The organism is Ruegeria sp. CF4, assembly GCF_056537345.1.
Genome location: NZ_JBQFRJ010000008.1, coordinates 133,719 through 152,468, shown reverse-complemented (window position 1 = coordinate 152,468; position 18,750 = coordinate 133,719). Strand labels below are relative to the sequence as shown.

The window sequence follows — 18,750 nt, the reverse complement described above, 5'->3', positions numbered from 1 at the left end:
CTCCGTTCGGTTAGCGATTGGGGAAACGCGCGCGTGCAAGGCTCAGATAGGTTCTGAGGCGGATGGTGTTGATCGGTCCAAGCGGCTCATGTTCAGCAGTGACGCGCCAGGGAGAAAAGCTCATGGCGTCGCCATCATGCGGGTCAAACGCGGCGTGTTGGGCAATTGTAATATCCGCCACCGGGGTCACCGTCGGATGGTGCGGATCCAGCGGTGCATCCGGTTGCGGGTCACACGCCCAGCGGATGCGATTGTCCAGAAGATCGAAATCATCGCCCTCGCGAGGTGGTTCGACGATGCAGAACTCAAAACGGTTCTCGCCAGATGCCACATCCTGTCGCAAGTGCTGCCCGATCCCATCGGGACTATCCACCGGACATTCGGGAGCTTCGGGCCTTACGCTGCGCGCGAGGTAGCGTACAATCAGGTCAGGCCCCAGCCGATAAGGCGTTGTTGACCAAAAATGTGCAGAAAAGGGCGAGTGCATATAGTTCGACGCGAACTCAACCGCGATACGCTGATGTCGCTTCCCCTCTTTTGTCAGCAGCACACGTAAGGCGGCGCGCAGACCTTCCCGGATCAGCCGCAGGCTCCACCCTCGCCGCTTGTTAATGGCGTGCTTCAAAGCCTGACCCGTCGCAACAAGGCGGTTCAGCCGCTCATAATCTGTCGGCTCATAGCTGGGAAAGGTGTCCTTGTCGGTCAGTACGAAATCAAAATCGTCGCTGATCTGCGCAATTCCCAGATGTTCCAGCGCTTTGGCGTCAATCAGCTTGGGTTCGGGCACGTCGAACAGCTTGATCGCCATTCCATGGGCATCAGGCTTGCGATCATCCAGATGCGCCCCGTTAGAAAAACGAATGGCAGCTTCATAAGTACCCGGTTGTGCAAAAAGCCCATGGCAAAGATGGGCCGGCAGGTCGTCCCTGATGCGAAAGCTGGCGGCGACGCAACCATGACTGCGCCCATGCTGCGCTCGCAATCGTCGCCCATTCCAGCGAGGTACCGCTTCCCGGTTCTGATCGATAACGTCCTGAACAAGATCGGGGGGCACGGAGTTATCGGACATTTTCAACAATCAACCTGGTTCACAAAACTAATCCGGTTACGACACGCCTAAATATGCCGAACAAATGGCATTTCTGAATTTTAACAGCCTACACCAGTTTGCCTTTTCCATCAAATCCGCAAGTTGCAGCCCGTTGATTGACCCGTCGGGAAACCGTCACGACATAGCCCGTGGTCAATCGCGACAATGCCAGCCAATGGAACAAACCGGCAATCCTATCACAGGCGATTTAGCTTCAGATCGCTTCCGAGCGCGCTTCGTTTACGACCCAGTTCCGGAAAGCCTCGGCATCAGGACTCAATTGAGCACCTGCATTCGTCAAAACATGATACTCCTCGACCCCTGCAACTTCATGGCCCGGCAAACATCGTTTCAGCCCAAACTTCCCAATCAAATCATCGCTGGCCGGAGGTCGCGCCAGTGCAATTCCACACCCTGCCCCGGCCAGAGCCAAGGCATTCAGGGTCGTGTCGACATAGTTTACCCTCGCCCGTTCCGGCAGCACATCTGCCCCGAGAACCTGCACCCAGTTTTTGCGATGATCTGCGACCTCGATCAGCATGTGATCCAAGATGTCATCCGCGTTGTGGATACGTGCCGCCAAGTCGGGGTGCGCAACCGGTATCAACGTTTCCCCAAAAAGCCGCTGAGCCTCAGTCCCCGGAGGCGGTTGCCCAAACGCGATCCAGACTTCTGCGGTCCGGGGCGGTGTTTCAGGGCGGCCCGACAGAGAATACAGCTCTAACGACACTCCCGGATGGGCTTCAAGAAATCCCGGCAGCCGCGGCGCAAGCCATCCAGCCGACAACAGCAGCGACACCCCGACAACCAGTGGCTTGGATCGAGGCGAGGACAGCACGGCGGCGGCGGCCTCCATCCGACCCAGCGACTCCCCCACGACAACCAGCAAGCTCCGCCCGGCTTCAGTAAGCGCCACACCCGCAGCTTTGCGTTCAAATAGCGGTCGCCCAAGATGCTTCTCCAGCGCCCGTATTTGCTGACTGACAGCAGGTGGCGACATGGCCAGACGTTCCGCCGCGCGGGCAAAACTACCGGTGCGCGCAGCGGCCTCGAAAACACGCAGCCAATTGAGGGATGGGATCCGTTTGCTCATGACAAAGAATAAGTTCAGCTTAACCTCTGGGGCAAGAGAAACGTCTTCTCAGATGGCACGCACCCATTAGGCTCAATCCAGCATCAAGGGAGGAAACGATGCGAGATTCGATGCCAGACTATGTCGAAAGCTACCGCGCAAACGGCTACGTCGCGGGATTACCCGTGTTTTCCGAAGATGAAGTCTCAGCGCTGCGTCAAAAAATCGAAACGCTTGAGGCAGAACATGCCGTGGGTGCAGCCGGATATGACTTAAACCAGTTTTTCCGCGTCAATGGCCATGTCGTGATCCCCCTGCTGGCCAAACTTGCCAGAACACCTGCCATCCTGGACATTGTTGAAGGAATTCTGGGTCCTGACCTGCTGGCTTGGTCTGTGGAACTGTTCATCAAAGAACCACACAGCCCTCATACCGTTTCATGGCATCAGGACATCACATATTGGGGAATGGGCGAAACCGATGATGAGGTGACCGCTTGGGTCGCGTTGTCTGACGTTTCCGTAAAGGCGGGCTGTATGCGCTTCATTCCCGGCAGCCACAAAGGCGGGATCGCTGACCATGAGGACACTTTTGCCGAGGACAATCTGCTGTCGCGCGGGCAATCCATTGCGGGGATCGACGAAAGCATGGCCCAACACGGACCGCTGAAACCCGGCGAGATGTCCCTGCATCACGGACGCTGCTTTCACGCGTCGGGCGCCAATGGCAGCGATGATCGCCGCATTGGCCTGGCGATCCGCTATGTCACGCCTGCGGTGCGAGATCATGCGCCAGGGCGGGATTGGGCGATGCCCGTGCGCGGCGAAACCCCGGCTGGCGACTGGGGGTGTATTGCAGGCCCACGCGGCTTGTTTCATCCTGCCGATCTGGCACTCTATCAAAAGATACTTGAGGGTCAGGCAGCGACTCTCGCCGCGGGCGCGGATCAGGCAGTCGGATTCTATGCAACTGGAGACAGCAAATGAACGAAACGGTCAGCTTCACAGCGATGAAAGACGGCACCAAGGAGGATTACGAACTTCTTGAGCGCCTCGAGAAACCCTTCCTCGCGCTGACCGCCGACCGCGTGCTGGAAGAATTGCGCCGTGCAGGTGAGGTCACTCTGGAAGGCTATCCGATCACACGTCTGCAGCACGGTTTGCAGTCAGGAACCCGTGCCCTTCGCGATGGCGTTGATATCGATTGGGTCGTGGGCGCACTGCTGCATGATATCGGCGACGGTCTGGCCCCGCAGAACCATGACCGCATGTCTGCCGAGGTAATCCGCCCCTTCGTTCGGTGGGAGGTCTCGTGGACTATCGAACATCACGGCATCTTCCAGACGCTCTATTACGGGCACCATTATGGCTGGGATCGTAACGCCCGTGATCGGTATCGCGATCACCCGTTGTTCAACACCTGTGCCGCCTTCTGCGAGCATTGGGATCAATCAAGCTTCGATCCCGATTACCCCATGGAGTCGCTGGAGTTTTTCGAACCCATGGTGCGTGAAGTGTTCGGCCGCACGGCCTATGACCCTGCCGTGATCCGCGAGGGAGAGATCACCAACCTGCCCGAACAGCTTGGCGGGAAATAAGAGATACACAGCATGAAACGTATCTACGATTTCAGTCGCAATCCGGCTGAACGAAACTTCACGGTCGCCGATCTAAAAGCGCTCAAGGGGTCGGGCCGCACGTTGTCGATGGCGAACCCGGCCAACAACGACGAACTGCAAGCCTGTGTCGACGCGGGCATTGACTTGTTCGTCGTCGGCGCGGACCAGATGGAAGACGTGCGTCGTATCGCGCCAACTCATTTTACTGGCGCGGGTTCGTCATGGGCGCAGTTTGGCTCAGATGACGAAATCATTGCGCATGCCTACGAGACCATGCGCAATGGTGCCGACATGTATTATACTCTACGGTCTTTCGACGTCATGGAGCGCATGGCCACCGATGGCATTCCTGTGCAAAGCCATATCGGTCTGATCCCGACATTCAGCCATCACTGCGGCGGGTTGCGTGGCTGGGGTCGAAAGGCCGACGAAGCCATAAAAATCTTCCAAACGCTGAAACGCATGGAGGACGTAGGCGTATTTGCTGTCGAGGCCGAGTGCATTGCAGAAGAAGTCCTGTCAGCCGTTAACACCAAGACAACGGTTGTAACGTTCTCTCTGGGCTCGGGGAACGCCGGAGATGCGGTATTCTCATTTGTCGCAGATATCTGTGGCGAATCCAGCGAAGAGGAGACCCCTCCAAAACATGCGCATGCGTTTGGCAATGTCGGGCGGTTGCATAAACAAATTCATCAGGAGCGCGTTGCTGCATTGTCCGAATTTCACAACGAAGTCACTGCGGGTCACTTTCCATATCCGGCGACCAATATCGGCATGCTGGACGGCGAGCATGAGAAATTCCTCGAAGCTTTGGACAAATGGCGTCCGACGCATGAATAGCTGTGATCGTATGTCAAAAACTCTAAGCCTGGATCAGTCTTTCTAACAGGTCCAGCAGCTGTTCGTAATCTTCGTCGCCAAGGGTTTCCCGGAACTGGGCGGCGATACGGGCACCTTCTTCAATATTGTCGTCAATGATGGCCTGCCCCTTGGGCAGAAGTGAGATGATCTGCCGTCTTCGATCATCCGGATCGGATTGACGCAGGATATACTCTTTCTCGGACATGGACTGCAGAATGCGCGTAACACTTGGCGCTAACAGTCCCGCGCGCCCGGCCAGTGCGGTGGCATCAACTGGCCCCCATTCATCCAGCACGCGGAGGATGCGCCATTGCTGCTCGGTCAGCCCGGAATCTTGCAACATGGCGCGGATCGGGGCCATTACAGATTCCCGCGCTCGGATCAGGGAAATCGGCAGAGACCGCGTAGTGGGTGGCAACTCATGTGCCTTGGAGTAAGCTTTTTTGCGCATGGCCCTGCTTAACATTGTTATCATGTTAATAAAAGAGCTTGACTCGAGGGATGTCATTTATTTATCGTGTGAATTATTAACATGACAAGGAAAACATGTGCCGCACTTTCAGATCGATTATTCGGGAAATCTTGAAAAGATCGTCGATATGACCGGTCTGTGTGAATGTATTCGCGCCACCGCTACCGGAATTGAGACCTTCCCGATGGCCGGTATCCGCGTGCGGGCCATACGGGTCGATCACTATGCCATTGCCGATGGCGATCCGCAGCACGGGTTCATCGACATCTCGGTCCGCCTGCGCGCAGGTCGTGCAGATGACGTAAAGCGAGCGGCGACCAAGGCTCTGTTTGACGCCGTGACGGAATTTTTGGCCCCGGCCATGAAAGGCCACTCGATCGCCGTGTCGCTTGAGATGCGCGATATCGACCCCGAACTGTCGCCTAAAACAGGCACAACCCGAGATCACCTGAGGAGTGCAGAATGACAGCACTGAGCCAGAATATTGAGAAGCTGAACGAGTTTTTGGCCCGGTTCCAAGCAGATGGCGTCAAGAACCGCGTCGCGGGTGAGGATCGGGACGGATCGGGCGGCGTTTTCCAGACGACCTCCCCCGTAGATAAATCGGTGATCTGTGATGTCGCGCGCGGCAATGCGCAGGATGTCGACGCCGCAGCCTGCGCAGCCGCAGACGCCTTCCCGGAATGGCGCGACATGCCCGCACCCCAGCGGCGGCGTATTCTGCTGAACATCGCCGACGCCATCGAGGCGCGCGCCGAAGAAATTGCTCTGTGCGAGTGCTGGGATACCGGGCAAGCATATAAGTTCATGTCCAAGGCCGCTCTGCGCGGGGCTGAGAACTTTCGGTATTTCGCCGATCAGGTCGTTCAGGCGCGTGACGGGCAGCACCTGAAATCCCCGACCCTGATGAATGTCACGACCCGCGTTCCAATTGGTCCGGTGGGTGTCATCACACCCTGGAACACACCATTTATGTTGTCGACCTGGAAGATCGCTCCGGCACTGGCCGCGGGCTGTACGGTCGTCCACAAACCCGCCGAGGCGAGCCCCCTGACCGCCCGTCTACTGGTTGAAATAGCCGAAGAGGCCGGGTTGCCCAAAGGTGTTCTGAACACCGTCAACGGATTTGGTGAGGACGCGGGCAAGGCGCTGTGCGAACATCCCAAGATCCGTGCCATCGCCTTTGTCGGCGAAAGCCGGACCGGTAGCCTGATCACCAAGCAAGGGGCAGATACGCTCAAACGCAACCATCTGGAGCTTGGCGGCAAGAACCCCGTGATCGTCTTTGAAGACGCCGATCTGGAGCGCGCATTGGATGCGGTGATCTTTATGATCTACTCGATCAATGGCGAGCGCTGCACATCCTCGTCGCGTCTTCTGGTTCAGGACACAATCCGCGCAGACTTTGAGGCCAAGCTGGTCGAACGTGTAAATAACATTCGCGTTGGACACCCACTGGATCCCGCGACCGAGATCGGTCCGCTGGTGACCGAAGAGCACTTCAACAAAGTCACCTCATATTTCGATATCGCCAGACAGGACGGCGCGACCGTGGCCGCCGGCGGTGAGGTGGTCGGAGATGCAGGCTATTTCGTGCGACCTACCCTTTTCACCGACGCAACCAACCAGATGCGCATCGCGCGGGAAGAGATCTTTGGCCCCGTCCTGACCTCAATCCCCTTCACGACTGAAGAAGAGGCGCTGAACATCGCCAATGACACGCCCTATGGTCTGACCGGCTATGTCTGGACCAACGACCTGACCCGTGCACTGCGGTTTACTGACAGGCTCGAAGCGGGGATGATTTGGGTGAACTCCGAAAACGTGCGGCACCTGCCGACCCCGTTTGGTGGCGTCAAAGCCAGCGGCATCGGGCGCGATGGCGGCGACTGGTCGTTCGAATTCTATATGGAGCAGAAACACATCGGCTTCGCCACCGGTCAGCACAAGATCACCCGGTTGGGGGCAAGCTGATGGGAGAGTTCGTTCTTGCCGCGAAGATGACCCACGTCCCGACCCTGTTGATGTCGGAACAGGAAGGCCCGATCAAAGGCAAGCGTCAGGCCGCGATTGATGGTCACCGGGAAATCGCGCGCCGCGCCAAGGCTTTGGGCGCCACCACCGTGATCATCTGCGACACACATTGGGTGATCAATGCCGGGTTCCATATCAATGCAAATGCACGTTTCGAGGGGCTGTTCACCTCGAACGAGTTCCCACAGTTCATCCAGAACCTACCTTATGCCTACAACGGCAACCCCGAGATGGGTGATGCGATTGCAAAGATCGCATCGGACAAAGGCGTATATACCTTGGCGCATCACCTCAACAGTCTGGAACTGGAATACGGCACGCTGGTCCCGATGCGTTTCATGAGCCGCGAACATGAAATGAAGGTAGTCTCGGTCGCAGCATGGGCCACGGTCCACGATCATGACGAAAGCCGCGTGATCGGAGAGGCCATTCGGGAAGCGGTTGAGGCTTCAGACGAAAAGGTTCTTCTGGTTGCCAGCGGATCACTCAGCCATAAAATCTGGGCCAATAAGGACTACGCTGCCAACAACGGTACTTTCACCATCAGTTCCGAGTTCAACCGTCAAGTTGACCTGCATGTCCTTGAGATGTGGAAGAGCGGCGATCACGCAACCTTCCTGAAGATGTTGGGCGATTATGCCAATTTCTGCTGCGGCGAGGGGTCGATGCACGACACAGCGATGCTCTACGGCGCGTTGGGCTGGGATCAATACACCGGCAAATGCGAGGTGGTGACCGAGTATTTCCCGTCTTCGGGCACAGGCCAGACCAACGTCATTTTTCCCGTTCAATAGGAGGCCGCGGTGCCCGTTCCTGCCCCTAATCTCTATCCCGATTTCAACACCATCCGCCTGAGCCATGTTTGCCTGAATGTCAGCGATCTGGCGGCCTCTCGGGCCTTTTATGTCGATATGTTCGGCCTGCAAGTCAGCGAAGAGACCGACGGCCACATCTACCTGCGCGCGCTCGAAGAGCGAGGGCACCATTCGGTTATTTTGCAGAAATCCGACCAACCCGGCACGGTCGAGGTTATGGGCTTCAAGGTCTTTGATGAGACGGATCTGGATCGAGCCGAAGCATGGTTTCAGGCCAAAGATCGTCCGACTCAATGGATCGAACGCCCGCATCAGGGCCGCACCCTGCTCACCTCGGATCATATCGGCATTCCGCTGGAGTTCTATCACAAGATGGACCGCCTGCCTCCGATCCATCAGGAATATGCCCGCTATCATGGCGTCCGGCCTCTGCGGATCGATCATTTCAACTGTTTCAGCCCGAATGTGGATGACAGTGTGGCGTTCTACAGCGAAATGGGCTTTCGCGTCACCGAATATACCGAAGATGAGGACAGCACGCGCCTGTGGGCGGCGTGGCTGCACCGCAAGGGCGGCGTGCATGACATGGCCTTCACAAACGGCATGGGTCCACGGATGCATCACGTCGCATTTTGGGTCGCGAACCCGCTGCATATCATCGATCTGCTCGATGTGATGTCGACCACCGGCTATGTGGACAGCATCGAACGTGGTCCTGGCCGGCACGGCATCTCTAACGCCTTTTTCCTCTATATCCTCGACCCCGACGGCCATCGGATCGAGATTTACAGCTCGGATTACCAAACCGTCGACCCGGATCACGAACCGTTGAAATGGGACCTCAAAGACCCACAGCGGCAAACACTTTGGGGTGCCCCTGCCCCGCGCAGCTGGTTCGAGCATGGAACCGAGTTTGTCGGCACATCGGTTCAGGACCCCGACCTGAACGCCACCCCAATCATTGCGCCCTGAAATGGAGACACCAATGCGATTTGCCAGCTTCTCTGCGCAAGATGAGCAGTTCTATGGCGCCATCACGGATGCCGGAGCCATCGCTCTGAACGCAGCTTTCCCTGAGTGGCCGACCCTGTTCGATGCGGTCTGCGCCGGGGGGTTAGGCGATCTCGGGCGCGCTGCCGAAAGCGCTGCGGTCACGCACACGGATTTTACTTATGACATGGTTCTGCCCGACGCGCGGCGCATCCTGTGTGTTGGCGTGAATTTCCCGGATCGGAATGCAGAATACAAAGATGGCAGTGCCCAGCCACAGAACATGTCTCTGTTTCCGCGCTTTGCCAGTGGCTTCACAGGCCATGATCGCCCGCTGATCCGCCCCCCGGAAAGCCACCAACTGGACTATGAAGGCGAAGTGGCGATCGTCATTGGCAAAGGTGGCCGCCGCATTCCTCAGGCTCAGGCCTATGATCACATCGCTGCGCTGACCCTGTGCAACGAGGGCACCATCCGGGATTGGGTGCGGCATGCCAAGTTCAATGTCACCCAAGGCAAGAACTGGGACCGGTCCGGCGCGATGGGCCCATGGCTGGTGCCTTTCACCGATCCGGCCCAGTTGGACGACGCGCGCATCATCACCCGTGTGAACGGAGAGGTGCGTCAGGATGATTTCCTGTCGCGCATGATGTTCCCGATCCGGCGCGAGATCGAGTACATTTCAACCTTCATGACCCTGCAGCCGGGCGACATGATCGTCACCGGCACGCCTTCGGGTGCTGGTGCGCGGTTCGATCCCCCACGCTTTCTGAAACCCGGAGATGTGGTCGAGGTCGAGGTTGAAGGCATCGGCCTGCTGCGCAACGGCATCGAGGACGAGACCGTATGACCCCACAGGACTACGCCGAAGCCGCCGCTGATCTGCTCGCAGCAGAGCGTAACCGCCAGCAAATCGGATTGCTCAGCCTGCGTCACCCTGAGATGGCGATGGATGATGCCTATGCGGTGCAGAACGCGATCTATCGCGCCAAGCTGGCCGAGGGTCGCACGGTGATCGGCTGGAAGATCGGGCTGACCTCGAAAGCGATGCAATATGCGCTGAATATCGACATTCCTGACAGTGGCATCCTGTTCGATGACATGCTGTTTGAGAATGGCGCGACCATTCCAAAGGGGCGGTTCATCCAGCCCCGTATCGAAGCTGAGATCGCTTTTGTGATGAGGGATGCCATTAGTGGAGCAGATGTCACCCGCGAACAGGTTCTAGCGGCAACGGATTATGTGGCCCCATCGCTTGAAATCCTCGATACTCGAATTCAGCGCGTGGACCCGGAAACCGGTAAAGCGCGCACTGTATTTGACACGATTAGCGACAATGCAGCCAATGCAGGCATCGTTTTGGGTGCTGAACGGCACGCAGTTGATGCGTTTGACCTCCGCTGGGTCGGAGCACTGACCTTCCGCAACGGTGAGATCGAAGAGACGGGTCTTGGCGCAGGTGTGCTAAACGATCCGGTCGAAAGCGTCGTCTGGCTGGCACGGCGCATGGCGCAATATGGGCAGAGTATCGAACCCGGTCAGGTCATTCTGTCTGGCAGTTTCATTCGGCCAGTCGAATGCCCATCCGGCACCGAAATTCACGCTGATTTCGGTCCCTTCGGCGGCGTTGATATCCGTTTCGCCTAAGGGGTGGCCACCACCCCTTGCGCGCACCAGTTGTCGAATATGCGCAAGGCTTCCTCGGCAAAACTCACGTCGTTTATATGCGCTTCGATCTTATACAAATCGACATTGGACGGGGCTGCGGTCGCAAGCTCCGATAAGAAGCTGTCGAGACCTGCCTTGTCATGCAGATCTGCCCCTTCCCTGTCCCATTCACCCAGTCCCAAAATCGGCAGCATCAGCGCGACCGGGCCGGTTGCCGTGGCCATTTGGCGTGCATGCGCCCGTGCGACTTCTCGACGTTCTTTTGTGTCCAACACGACAGAAGTCAGCAACCGGTTATGAGCATGATGCGGGTGATCCGCCCATTTCTCGGGCATCGGTTGCCAGCCCACGATATCAACCAGGTCATAGCAGCCAGGTGCCACGATTTGCGGCGTCCCGTTCAGCCCCGCATGGGTCAATCGCCCCTCACCCGCCGAGATATTCGATCCGTTGATGTGATTGCCCAGCTCTTGCGTGCAAAAGTCGAAAACGCACGCGAACGCTCCCTGTTGTGCGAGGCTTTCAAACGCGCGACCGCCCATCCCGGTTGCGTGGAAAACGGCCACTTCATAGCCCCGCGCCTCAAGCGCAGGTTTCAGCGGCACCATGTATTTCAGCGCGGATTTCCCGAGCGAGGTCATCCCGATCAGCGGTTTCTGCCGATCCGGCGGCACCACGGCTCGCGCAGCGCCCAGAACCGCACCGGCCGCCTGGCTGAGCGACGCCTTGCAGACCGAGTTCAGCCCATAAAGTCCCCCGGCCCATAGGATCATCTGCGTATCTGCAGCCAGCCGATCTGCCGGGATCAACGGCGAGAACGACACCGTGGACACGATATATTTAGGCACTCCCAAAGGCACTGCGGCGCACACATCCAGCGCCAAATCTGTTCCCATCGTACCACCCAGCACGATTACGCCGTCAAATTTGCCCTCTTGGTACAAGCGCGCGGTCAGCAACGCCGCGCCGTTCGCCATGATTTGCATCGCATGGTTTTCATCGCCGGAGGCAATGGCGGCGTCGATCGAGCTGCCACCTTCTTCGGCCACATCGTGCTTGGAGTAATCCGTCGGTTCAGAAGGATCGCCCAGAACCGAGACATCCATCGTCAGCACGCGACCACCCTGATCGCGGATCACACCGGACAGAAAACCCAACTCATCATCCTTGGTGTCGAACGTGCCGACTACGAGAATGGTTTTGTCCGCCATGGCGCACTCCTTCCGCAATGGTTTACAGCTTGATCCACGCTGTCTTGAGGTTGATGTATTTCTCGATGGCGTGCAGGGACTTGTCGTGCCCATTGCCCGACTGTCCGATGCCACCCAGCGGCACGGTCCCGTCCGCACCTCCATAGGTATTCACATGCATCACACCGGTACGCACGGAGCGCACCATCTTGTGCGCACGCGACAGATTTGCGGTCCAGACCGCACCCGCAAGCCCGTAGACCGTTGAATTCGCCATCCGCACTGCGTCTTCTTCTGACTTAAAGGATGTCACACCCAACACCGGGCCAAAGACTTCTTTTTGGGCCAGCGTCGCCTCAGGCCTCACCCCGGCAACAACGGTGGGGGCCATAAAATAGCCGCCTGTCTCCTGCAAAATGCGGTCGCCGCCGGTGATCACCTCACCACCTTCAGCACGAGCGGTTTCGACGAAGCCAAGATTCTGCGCCAGTTGAGTTTCAGAATTCACCGCCCCAATGGCTGTCTCTAACGACAACGGGTCCCCGACGCGCATCGCTTGTGCTGCTTTGGAAACTGCAGCCACGAATTCATCATGGATGCTGGCCTCAACCAAAAGACGCGAGCCCGCCACACAAACCTGACCGGCATTGCGGAAGATACCCGCCGCCGCGACCTTGGCGGCCTGATCCAGATCGGGCGCATCCGCAAAAACGATGTTGGGAGATTTGCCGCCGAGCTCCAAATAGACCCGTTTCATGTTGGACCGCGCGGCATATTCCATCAGTCGGCGACCTGTCGCGCCCGAACCGGTGAAGACAAGCGCATCGACATCCATCGACAGGCCCATCGCCTCACCCACAACCGCACCTTCGCCGGTCACCGCATTCAACACACCCGGCGGCAAACCGGCCTCATGCGCCAGCTCCACCATACGCATCAACGACAATGAGGCCGTCTCGGCCGGTTTCAGAACAACTGAATTGCCCATGGCCAAAGCAGGGCCCAGCTTCCACGCGCCAATCATCAGCGGGAAGTTCCACGGGATGATCGCACCAACAACGCCCACCGGTTCCTTGTGGATCAGACCCAGAATATCGCCCGGTGTCGGGGCCACTTCGCCGTAAATCTTGTCGAGCGCTTCGGCATAATACCGTATCGTACCGGCAGCCGAGCCCGGCTCAGCCTTCAGGGCCATTCCGATCTCAGTGCCGTTGTCACGCACCCCCAGCACAGCAAGCTCCAGCGCGTTCGCCTCGATCAGATCCGCCCATTTCAGCAGTACCTTCTTGCGTGCTGCTGGGGGCTGACCGGCCCATCGCCCATCCTCAAACGATGCTCGTGCCGCAGCGATAGCGGTCTCCATATCCTGCCGGGTACCCTTCGCGACAGTGGTCAGAACCTGCCCGTTGAGCGGTGAGATCACGTCCATCACCGCGCCGCCCGAAGCTGCGACATGCTCGCCATTGATCAGGTGAGTGAACGCCGGAACCGGTTGTGTGCGCAGGGCGTCGATCGAGGATTGGTCCATCATTTTCTACCGTTGTTGGCTGTCATGCAGATCATGGTCCTCATCCGGCAAATGCGCGCGGTATTCCTTGACCAGGGTCCGCACGTGGATCGCCAGAACAAGCACGATGATGACAAACAGAATGAAAGAAATCGGCCGGTCGATCATATCCAGAGGCGTCTTGAGGCGAGGCAGGGCCGAACGCAACTTGACCTCCATAATGCCGCCCAGAACCATGCCCAGAATGATCGGAACAATCGGCAGGTTGAGCCGTTTGAGGACCAGGCCCAGCACGCCAAATCCGGCAGCGATCATGCAATCACTCAGCGAATTGCGCAGTGAATAAACGCCGACGAAGGACAATAGCAGGATCATCACACCCAGAAACCGGGTTGGTACGCGGATAATCTTGGTCAACAGATTGGTCGAAAACAGCAGAAACACCATGACGATCACGTTGAGCAGGATCAGCGCGAGGTAGAGCCCGTAGACCAGATCGATGTTGTTCTGGAACAGCTGCGGTCCGGGGATCACGTTATGGACATAGAAGACCGACAGCATCATCGCCGTCAGCGCCTCACCCGGAATACCCAGCGCCAACAAGGGGATCATCGCCGCTGCCGGAACGGCGTTATTAGCCGCCTCCGAGGCGATCAGACCTTCGGGTGAGCCTTTGCCGAACGCATCCGGGTCTTTTGAGGTTTTCTGCGCGTAGGTGTAGCTCATGAATTGGGCGGTGAACTCTCCGGTGCCGGGGATCATCCCCAGAACGACGCCAAAGCCTGAGGCGACCGTAGCGACACGTTTGTGACCCAACAACTCTTTGATCCCGGCGGTCATGCGACCGGTGATCGGTTTGGCGTCTGGGCTATTGTCCGGGGCGGTCAGCAGGAAGAACGCCTGACTGAGGGCGAACAGCCCCAGAACCACAACGATCAGATTGACGCCCGAACTGAGGAAGCTGAATCCGAACGTGTAGCGCTGAGTATAGGTAACCGAATCCAGCCCAACGGTCTGCAGAAATATCCCGAACATCGCGAGCATTCCGGCGGCAAATATCTGGCCACGATGGGCCAGGATAACCAGAATGATACCCAACAGCGCAGCCAGAAAGATCTCGCGGCTGCCAAACATCGGTGCAACAAGGGCCAATACAGGCGACAGCAGGATGAGGCACAGGATACCAAAGATGCCCCCCCAGAACGATGCGCTGTAGGCCAGCGAAACGGCACGATGCGCCTGCCCATCCCGCGTCATCGGATAACCGTCGTAGGAGGTCAGCGCGTTGACGGCCGTCCCCGGCGTGTTGATCAGAACTGCCGGGATCGCACCCCCATACATGGATGAGCCATAGATCCCCAACAGCATCGTCAGGCCCACAATCGGGTCCAGCGAGAAGGTCGCGGGCAGCAGTATCGCAATGGCCACCGCAGGGCCAACACCGGGGATGGCACCGATGATCACACCGCCGATCGAGCCGACGAATAGGGCCAAGATCACATCCCATCGGGCCAGCATTTCGGCCCCGGCAAGCAGGTTTTCCATTCGCGGCTCCGATCAGAAATAGGTCAGCATGATCTGACGCAGCCCATCCGGCAGGGCCTCATAAATCCTGCCCGCGGGGATTTTCACCTGCAGGAAGGTTTTGAACAAAACAACGATGACAACCGCGCTGGCAACGGCGGCTCCAATCGCAGCCGTGCTACGATATCCGACGCGCAGCACCAACAGGATCGAGAAGACTATGGTTGTCGGCAGGTATCCCAAAATCGGTACGGCCATCGCATAGACCACGAACCATCCCGCATATTCCAAGGCGCAGAACCATAGCCAAACCTCGCGCCAGCGGTCGCCAATCCGTTCCGATAAGGCTGAACCCAAAAGGTGCAGAGCCGCGAAACCGACCATCCCGATCAGAGAAACTGCGGGCCAGAACCGAGGTTGCGCAGCCAGTTTCTGCCCGCCGCGCCATGCGGTTTGATCCCACAGCTGCGTCAGCAGAAACACCGAAACGGCCAGCGCGAGCCATGCAAATACGATATCACCGGGACGGCGATAACGCTTGAACAATGCTTGAAGAGTTCTGACCCGGGACATCCTCGCCCTCGTCCGTTTGGGAAGCTTCAGGCCGGGCGTTCAACCCGGCCCACTGGCTGTGCGATCAGTTACCGCTCAGCATACCTTCGATGCGCGCCATGGTCTCGATGTCGGACTGGATCTGGCCCACCACATCATCGGCTGGCTGCCAGTAAACGGCGGCTCCGGTTTCGGCGGCCAGCTTTTGGGCGCGTTCAGACTGCATGGTCTTTTCGGCCACGGCGGTGATCTTATCGCGTGCCTCCTGTGGCGTGTCCTTGTGGACAAACAAACCATTCCACAGCGATACAGCCAGATCAGGGGCCAGTTCGGCTACGGTCGGAGTGTCCGGTGTCAGCGGAATACGCTCTGACCCGATCGAAGCCAGCACTTTAACACTGTCGAGGCAGGGAAGGATCAGTTGCAGCGTGGTGTTGATCACATCCACATCGCCCGAGGCCAGCGTGTTGCAATCCAGCGCATCAAAGGCGGCGTCGGAGGCGTAAGAAAAGCCCATCTCTTTCGCCAGCCCCAGTGTTACCTGCGTTGGCACCAGCGGCGCGCCGAAATGGCCAAGCACCACGTCGTTGCCGCCAGCATATTCCGCCAGACCCGCCATATCGTCATAGGGCGCATCACCCGATGTGGCGATTACGAAGGGATAGGTCAGAAAGTTGCCCAGCGGCACGAACGGATCGGGGTTCAGTTCGGGAATGCCGATCTGCGGACCGACGACCGGGATCGCAATCAGGAATGATCCAACCGTGTAGCCATCGGCGGGCGCATTCGCGACTTCGATCGCTCCGGGGAATGGACCGCCACCACCGCCCGGCTTGTTCACAACCGCCGCAGGCACACCGTATTCGGCCTGAAAGTCCTCGGCGATCATGCGCGTCAGGACATCTTCAAGATCGCCCGGAGGCCACGGAACCACAAACTCGACGGGCTTTTCCGGATATTCGGCCAGCGCAGCCCCTGTGACGGCGGCCATGGCCAGCGCCGTCGCGGACAGTGTTTTTGCAATCTTTGACATGAACGTCTCCCTGGTGTGGTTATTGTGGTTCATATTTTGAACCGTTGTTTCAAAAAAGGTTGCCATGTTAATCGCAATCTGTCAAACTTTTTTGGAAGCAACCAAGAACAGGCCCAAATGTCCTCTGCCTCAAAAACCCTGCAATTGCTGGAACACTTCTCTCCTGACCAGCCTGAGATCGGGCTGTCGCAACTCTGCAGATTGGCAGGGCGCGACAAGGCTACGACCTATCGATATCTTCAGGCTCTGGAAGAGGTTGGATTTATTGAGCAAAATCCCGGCACCAAACAATACCGTCTTGGACCTGCTTTGCTGCAACTGGCGCAGACCAGAGAGTTGACCGTACCTCGCAAGGCCGGGGTCGAGGCCCCGCTGCGCGCGCTTGCGGACGCGACCGGAGAAACCTCACATGTCTCGGTCCTGTCAGGCAAAACGCTCTATAAGCTCATGGCGCACGAATCGCCCCGCCACAGCATTCGTGTCATCATCGACATCCAAACCTTTCCACTGCATGCGACAGCCTCAGGCCTGTGTGCGCTGGCCTTCGGACCCGAGGACTTGCTGGAGGTGGCCAAGGCCGACTTGGCCGCATTCACGTCTGCCACCATGACGGACCCCGACGCGCTGCACGCTGCCATTCAGAAAACTCGCGCCTGTGGCTTTGGTAAATCCGAGGGCAGCCTTGAGGCGGATGTCCACAGCCTCGCCGCGCCGCTCTTCGATCAGGCAGGGCAATTTGCGGGTGCCGTTTCCGCTGCAAGCGTCGCCACACGTTTCACGCCCGAGCTTGAACATCAGATTCAAACGCATCTGATCACCGCCAGCCGGACCATCACACATAATTGGGGCGGCACCGTCCCAACTCAAATCGAGCAGGCCTGGTCGACAGGCCGCGACCCCTCACGAGACCTTCAGGAATTGGAACCCACCCCATGAAAGACTCGAATTTTCTCAAGGAACACAACGGCCGCCTGATGTGGCATCCCATGACCTCGCCGCAGGACAGTATCGACACGCCGCCCAAGATCATCACCGGGTCCGAGGGGGTTTCGATCACCGACATTGACGGTCACACCGTCGTCGACGCGGTCGGCGGCCTGTGGAACGTCAATCTGGGCTACTCCTGCCAACCGGTGAAAGACGCAATTGCGGCGCAGCTGCAGAAACTGCCATATTATTCGACCTTCCGCGGGGCCTCGAACGATGCCGCGATCGAGCTGTCCTATGAACTATCCGAGTTCTTTGCGCCAGACGGGATGGCGCGGGCGTTTTTCACGTCTGGCGGATCAGATTCAGTCGAAACCGCTCTGCGCCTGTCACGTCAGTATCACAAGCTGCGGGGCGAGCCGGGGCGAATCAAGTTCCTGAGCCTGAAGAAAGGGTATCACGGCACCCATATGGGCGGGGCGAGTGTTAACGGCAATGCCAACTTCCGCACCGCATACGAGCCGCTGCTGCCCGGCTGCTACCATATTCCAGCGCCCTATACGTATCGAAACCCGTTCAACGAAAGCGACCCCGAGAAACTGGCCCAGCTTTGCGCCGCAACCCTGGAGGATGAGATCGCATTTCAGGGCGCGGGCACCATCGCCGCGATGATCATGGAGCCTATTCTGGGCGCGGGCGGGGTGATCCCTCCGCACAAATCCTTCGCACCGATGGTAAGGGAGATCTGTGATCGTCACGGCATCCTGCTGATCACCGATGAGGTCATCACAGCCTATGGCCGTACCGGAGCCTGGTCTGGCGCGCGCCTTTGGGGCATTCAGCCCGACATCATGTGCACGGCGAAAGCGATCACCAACGGGTTCTTCCCGTTTGGCGCTGTCATGCTTGGTGACAAGATGGTTGACGTGTTCGAAGGCAATCCAAATGCCAAGATCGGCCACGGATATACTTATTCCGGCCACCCGGTTGGTGCCGCGGCCGCGCTGGCCTGTCTTGCCGAAACAAAGCGCCTGAATGTCACAGAAAATGCTGCTGCGCGCGGCACCCAATTGTATGAAGGCTGCAAAGCGCTGCAGCAGAAGTATGACTTAATCGGAGACGTACGCGGCGGGCATGGTCTGATGACAGCCATTGAAATGGTAAGCGACCGGGGCACCAAAAAACCGATCGACGCAGCAACAGCCAGCAAGGTGCAGGAAGTCGCGTATGACTCAGGCGCCATGATCCGGGTGTCCGGCCCCAACCTGATCCTGTCGCCACCGTTGGTTTTGTCTGAACAGGAAGCAGATACAATCCTGTCGGCGTTAGAGGCTGGTTTCCGCGCTGTCTAAAAGGCGTTCATTGGTTTGCTAAAATGACCGAGCGGATTTCGTTTA

General features: G+C 58.1%; 19 protein-coding genes. 11 read left to right on the top strand and 8 right to left on the bottom strand.

The genetic code is table 11. The annotated features are described in order from the left end of the window. Positions 1 to 10: 10 nt before the first annotated feature. Positions 11 to 1,069: a catalase family protein gene (locus ACR0NF_RS16395; RefSeq protein WP_480778597.1), complete on the bottom strand. Its 1,059-nt coding sequence runs from the start codon at positions 1,067 to 1,069 to the stop codon at positions 11 to 13. 235 nt (positions 1,070 to 1,304) lie between these two features. Further along, positions 1,305 to 2,183, bottom strand: a complete 879-nt coding sequence (locus ACR0NF_RS16390; RefSeq protein WP_480667407.1) for a LysR family transcriptional regulator — start codon at positions 2,181 to 2,183, stop codon at positions 1,305 to 1,307. Between the two features lie 98 nt (positions 2,184 to 2,281). Here ACR0NF_RS16390 and ACR0NF_RS16385 point away from each other — a divergent pair, with 98 nt between their 5' ends. The 3 genes from ACR0NF_RS16385 to ACR0NF_RS16375 are packed head-to-tail and all read left to right on the top strand — an operon-like array spanning position 2,282 to position 4,620. Beyond that, positions 2,282 to 3,148, top strand: a complete 867-nt coding sequence (locus ACR0NF_RS16385) for a phytanoyl-CoA dioxygenase family protein (protein WP_480778596.1) — start codon at positions 2,282 to 2,284, stop codon at positions 3,146 to 3,148. Continuing rightward, positions 3,145 to 3,759, top strand: coding sequence for an HD domain-containing protein (locus ACR0NF_RS16380; RefSeq protein ID WP_480472516.1), 615 nt, complete (start codon positions 3,145 to 3,147; stop codon positions 3,757 to 3,759). The genes ACR0NF_RS16385 and ACR0NF_RS16380 overlap by 4 nt, the downstream gene beginning before the upstream one ends. 12 nt (positions 3,760 to 3,771) lie before the next feature. Further along, positions 3,772 to 4,620 carry a 3-methyl-2-oxobutanoate hydroxymethyltransferase gene (locus tag ACR0NF_RS16375; RefSeq protein WP_480472514.1) on the top strand — a complete coding sequence of 283 codons (849 nt, stop codon included), beginning with the start codon at positions 3,772 to 3,774 and terminating at the stop codon, positions 4,618 to 4,620. A 22-nt stretch (positions 4,621 to 4,642) separates the two neighbouring features. Here ACR0NF_RS16375 and hpaR read toward each other — a convergent pair whose 3' ends face one another. Continuing rightward, entirely contained in the window at positions 4,643 to 5,092 is a 450-nt protein-coding gene (hpaR, locus tag ACR0NF_RS16370; RefSeq protein ID WP_480667409.1) for a homoprotocatechuate degradation operon regulator HpaR, read from the bottom strand. A 97-nt stretch (positions 5,093 to 5,189) separates the two neighbouring features. On the opposite strand from hpaR, the gene ACR0NF_RS16365 reads away from it, so the two are divergent. Genes ACR0NF_RS16365 through hpaH form a run of 6 tightly spaced genes read left to right on the top strand, consistent with a single transcriptional unit; the run spans position 5,190 to position 10,599 of the window. Next, a complete protein-coding gene (locus tag ACR0NF_RS16365) occupies positions 5,190 to 5,579 on the top strand; it encodes a 5-carboxymethyl-2-hydroxymuconate Delta-isomerase (protein ID WP_480472510.1) in 390 nt (129 codons plus the stop codon). Next, the gene (gene hpaE / locus ACR0NF_RS16360) at positions 5,576 to 7,087 is read left to right on the top strand and encodes a 5-carboxymethyl-2-hydroxymuconate semialdehyde dehydrogenase (RefSeq protein WP_480472508.1); all 1,512 of its coding nucleotides are present in this window, start codon (positions 5,576 to 5,578) and stop codon (positions 7,085 to 7,087) included. Before ACR0NF_RS16365 ends, hpaE begins: the two co-directional genes overlap by 4 nt. Further along, complete coding sequence (gene hpaD, locus ACR0NF_RS16355; protein WP_480472506.1) at positions 7,087 to 7,941, top strand: 3,4-dihydroxyphenylacetate 2,3-dioxygenase; 855 nt, start codon at positions 7,087 to 7,089, stop codon at positions 7,939 to 7,941. The genes hpaE and hpaD (ACR0NF_RS16355) overlap by 1 nt, the downstream gene beginning before the upstream one ends. A 9-nt stretch (positions 7,942 to 7,950) precedes the next feature. After that, entirely contained in the window at positions 7,951 to 8,934 is a 984-nt protein-coding gene (hpaD, locus tag ACR0NF_RS16350; protein WP_480472504.1) for a 3,4-dihydroxyphenylacetate 2,3-dioxygenase, read from the top strand. Between the two features lie 13 nt (positions 8,935 to 8,947). Next, the gene (locus ACR0NF_RS16345) at positions 8,948 to 9,802 is read left to right on the top strand and encodes a fumarylacetoacetate hydrolase family protein (protein ID WP_480472502.1); all 855 of its coding nucleotides are present in this window, start codon (positions 8,948 to 8,950) and stop codon (positions 9,800 to 9,802) included. Beyond that, positions 9,799 to 10,599, top strand: coding sequence for a 2-oxo-hept-4-ene-1,7-dioate hydratase (gene hpaH / locus ACR0NF_RS16340; RefSeq protein WP_480778595.1), 801 nt, complete (start codon positions 9,799 to 9,801; stop codon positions 10,597 to 10,599). Before ACR0NF_RS16345 ends, hpaH begins: the two co-directional genes overlap by 4 nt. Here the strand turns inward: hpaH and ACR0NF_RS16335 are convergent. From ACR0NF_RS16335 to ACR0NF_RS16315, 5 genes are all read right to left on the bottom strand, one after another. Continuing rightward, positions 10,596 to 11,831 (bottom strand): Tm-1-like ATP-binding domain-containing protein, encoded by a 1,236-nt coding sequence (locus ACR0NF_RS16335; RefSeq protein ID WP_480778594.1) that lies wholly within the window; start codon positions 11,829 to 11,831, stop codon positions 10,596 to 10,598. The two genes, hpaH and ACR0NF_RS16335, sit on opposite strands and share 4 nt — an antisense overlap. Before the next feature lie 22 nt (positions 11,832 to 11,853). Then, positions 11,854 to 13,338: an aldehyde dehydrogenase gene (locus tag ACR0NF_RS16330; protein WP_480667476.1), complete on the bottom strand. Its 1,485-nt coding sequence runs from the start codon at positions 13,336 to 13,338 to the stop codon at positions 11,854 to 11,856. A 6-nt stretch (positions 13,339 to 13,344) separates the two neighbouring features. Then, positions 13,345 to 14,862, bottom strand: coding sequence for a tripartite tricarboxylate transporter permease (locus ACR0NF_RS16325; protein WP_480667415.1), 1,518 nt, complete (start codon positions 14,860 to 14,862; stop codon positions 13,345 to 13,347). 12 nt (positions 14,863 to 14,874) lie between these two features. Continuing rightward, the gene (locus tag ACR0NF_RS16320) at positions 14,875 to 15,414 is read right to left on the bottom strand and encodes a tripartite tricarboxylate transporter TctB family protein (protein ID WP_480472492.1); all 540 of its coding nucleotides are present in this window, start codon (positions 15,412 to 15,414) and stop codon (positions 14,875 to 14,877) included. Between the two features lie 64 nt (positions 15,415 to 15,478). Beyond that, positions 15,479 to 16,426 (bottom strand): tripartite tricarboxylate transporter substrate binding protein, encoded by a 948-nt coding sequence (locus ACR0NF_RS16315; protein ID WP_480778593.1) that lies wholly within the window; start codon positions 16,424 to 16,426, stop codon positions 15,479 to 15,481. A gap of 117 nt (positions 16,427 to 16,543) precedes the next feature. On the opposite strand from ACR0NF_RS16315, the gene ACR0NF_RS16310 reads away from it, so the two are divergent. Both ACR0NF_RS16310 and ACR0NF_RS16305 read left to right on the top strand, forming a co-directional pair. Beyond that, entirely contained in the window at positions 16,544 to 17,362 is an 819-nt protein-coding gene (locus tag ACR0NF_RS16310) for an IclR family transcriptional regulator (RefSeq protein WP_480778592.1), read from the top strand. Beyond that, positions 17,359 to 18,705, top strand: coding sequence for an aminotransferase class III-fold pyridoxal phosphate-dependent enzyme (locus ACR0NF_RS16305; RefSeq protein WP_480778591.1), 1,347 nt, complete (start codon positions 17,359 to 17,361; stop codon positions 18,703 to 18,705). Before ACR0NF_RS16310 ends, ACR0NF_RS16305 begins: the two co-directional genes overlap by 4 nt. Positions 18,706 to 18,750 lie beyond the last annotated feature (45 nt).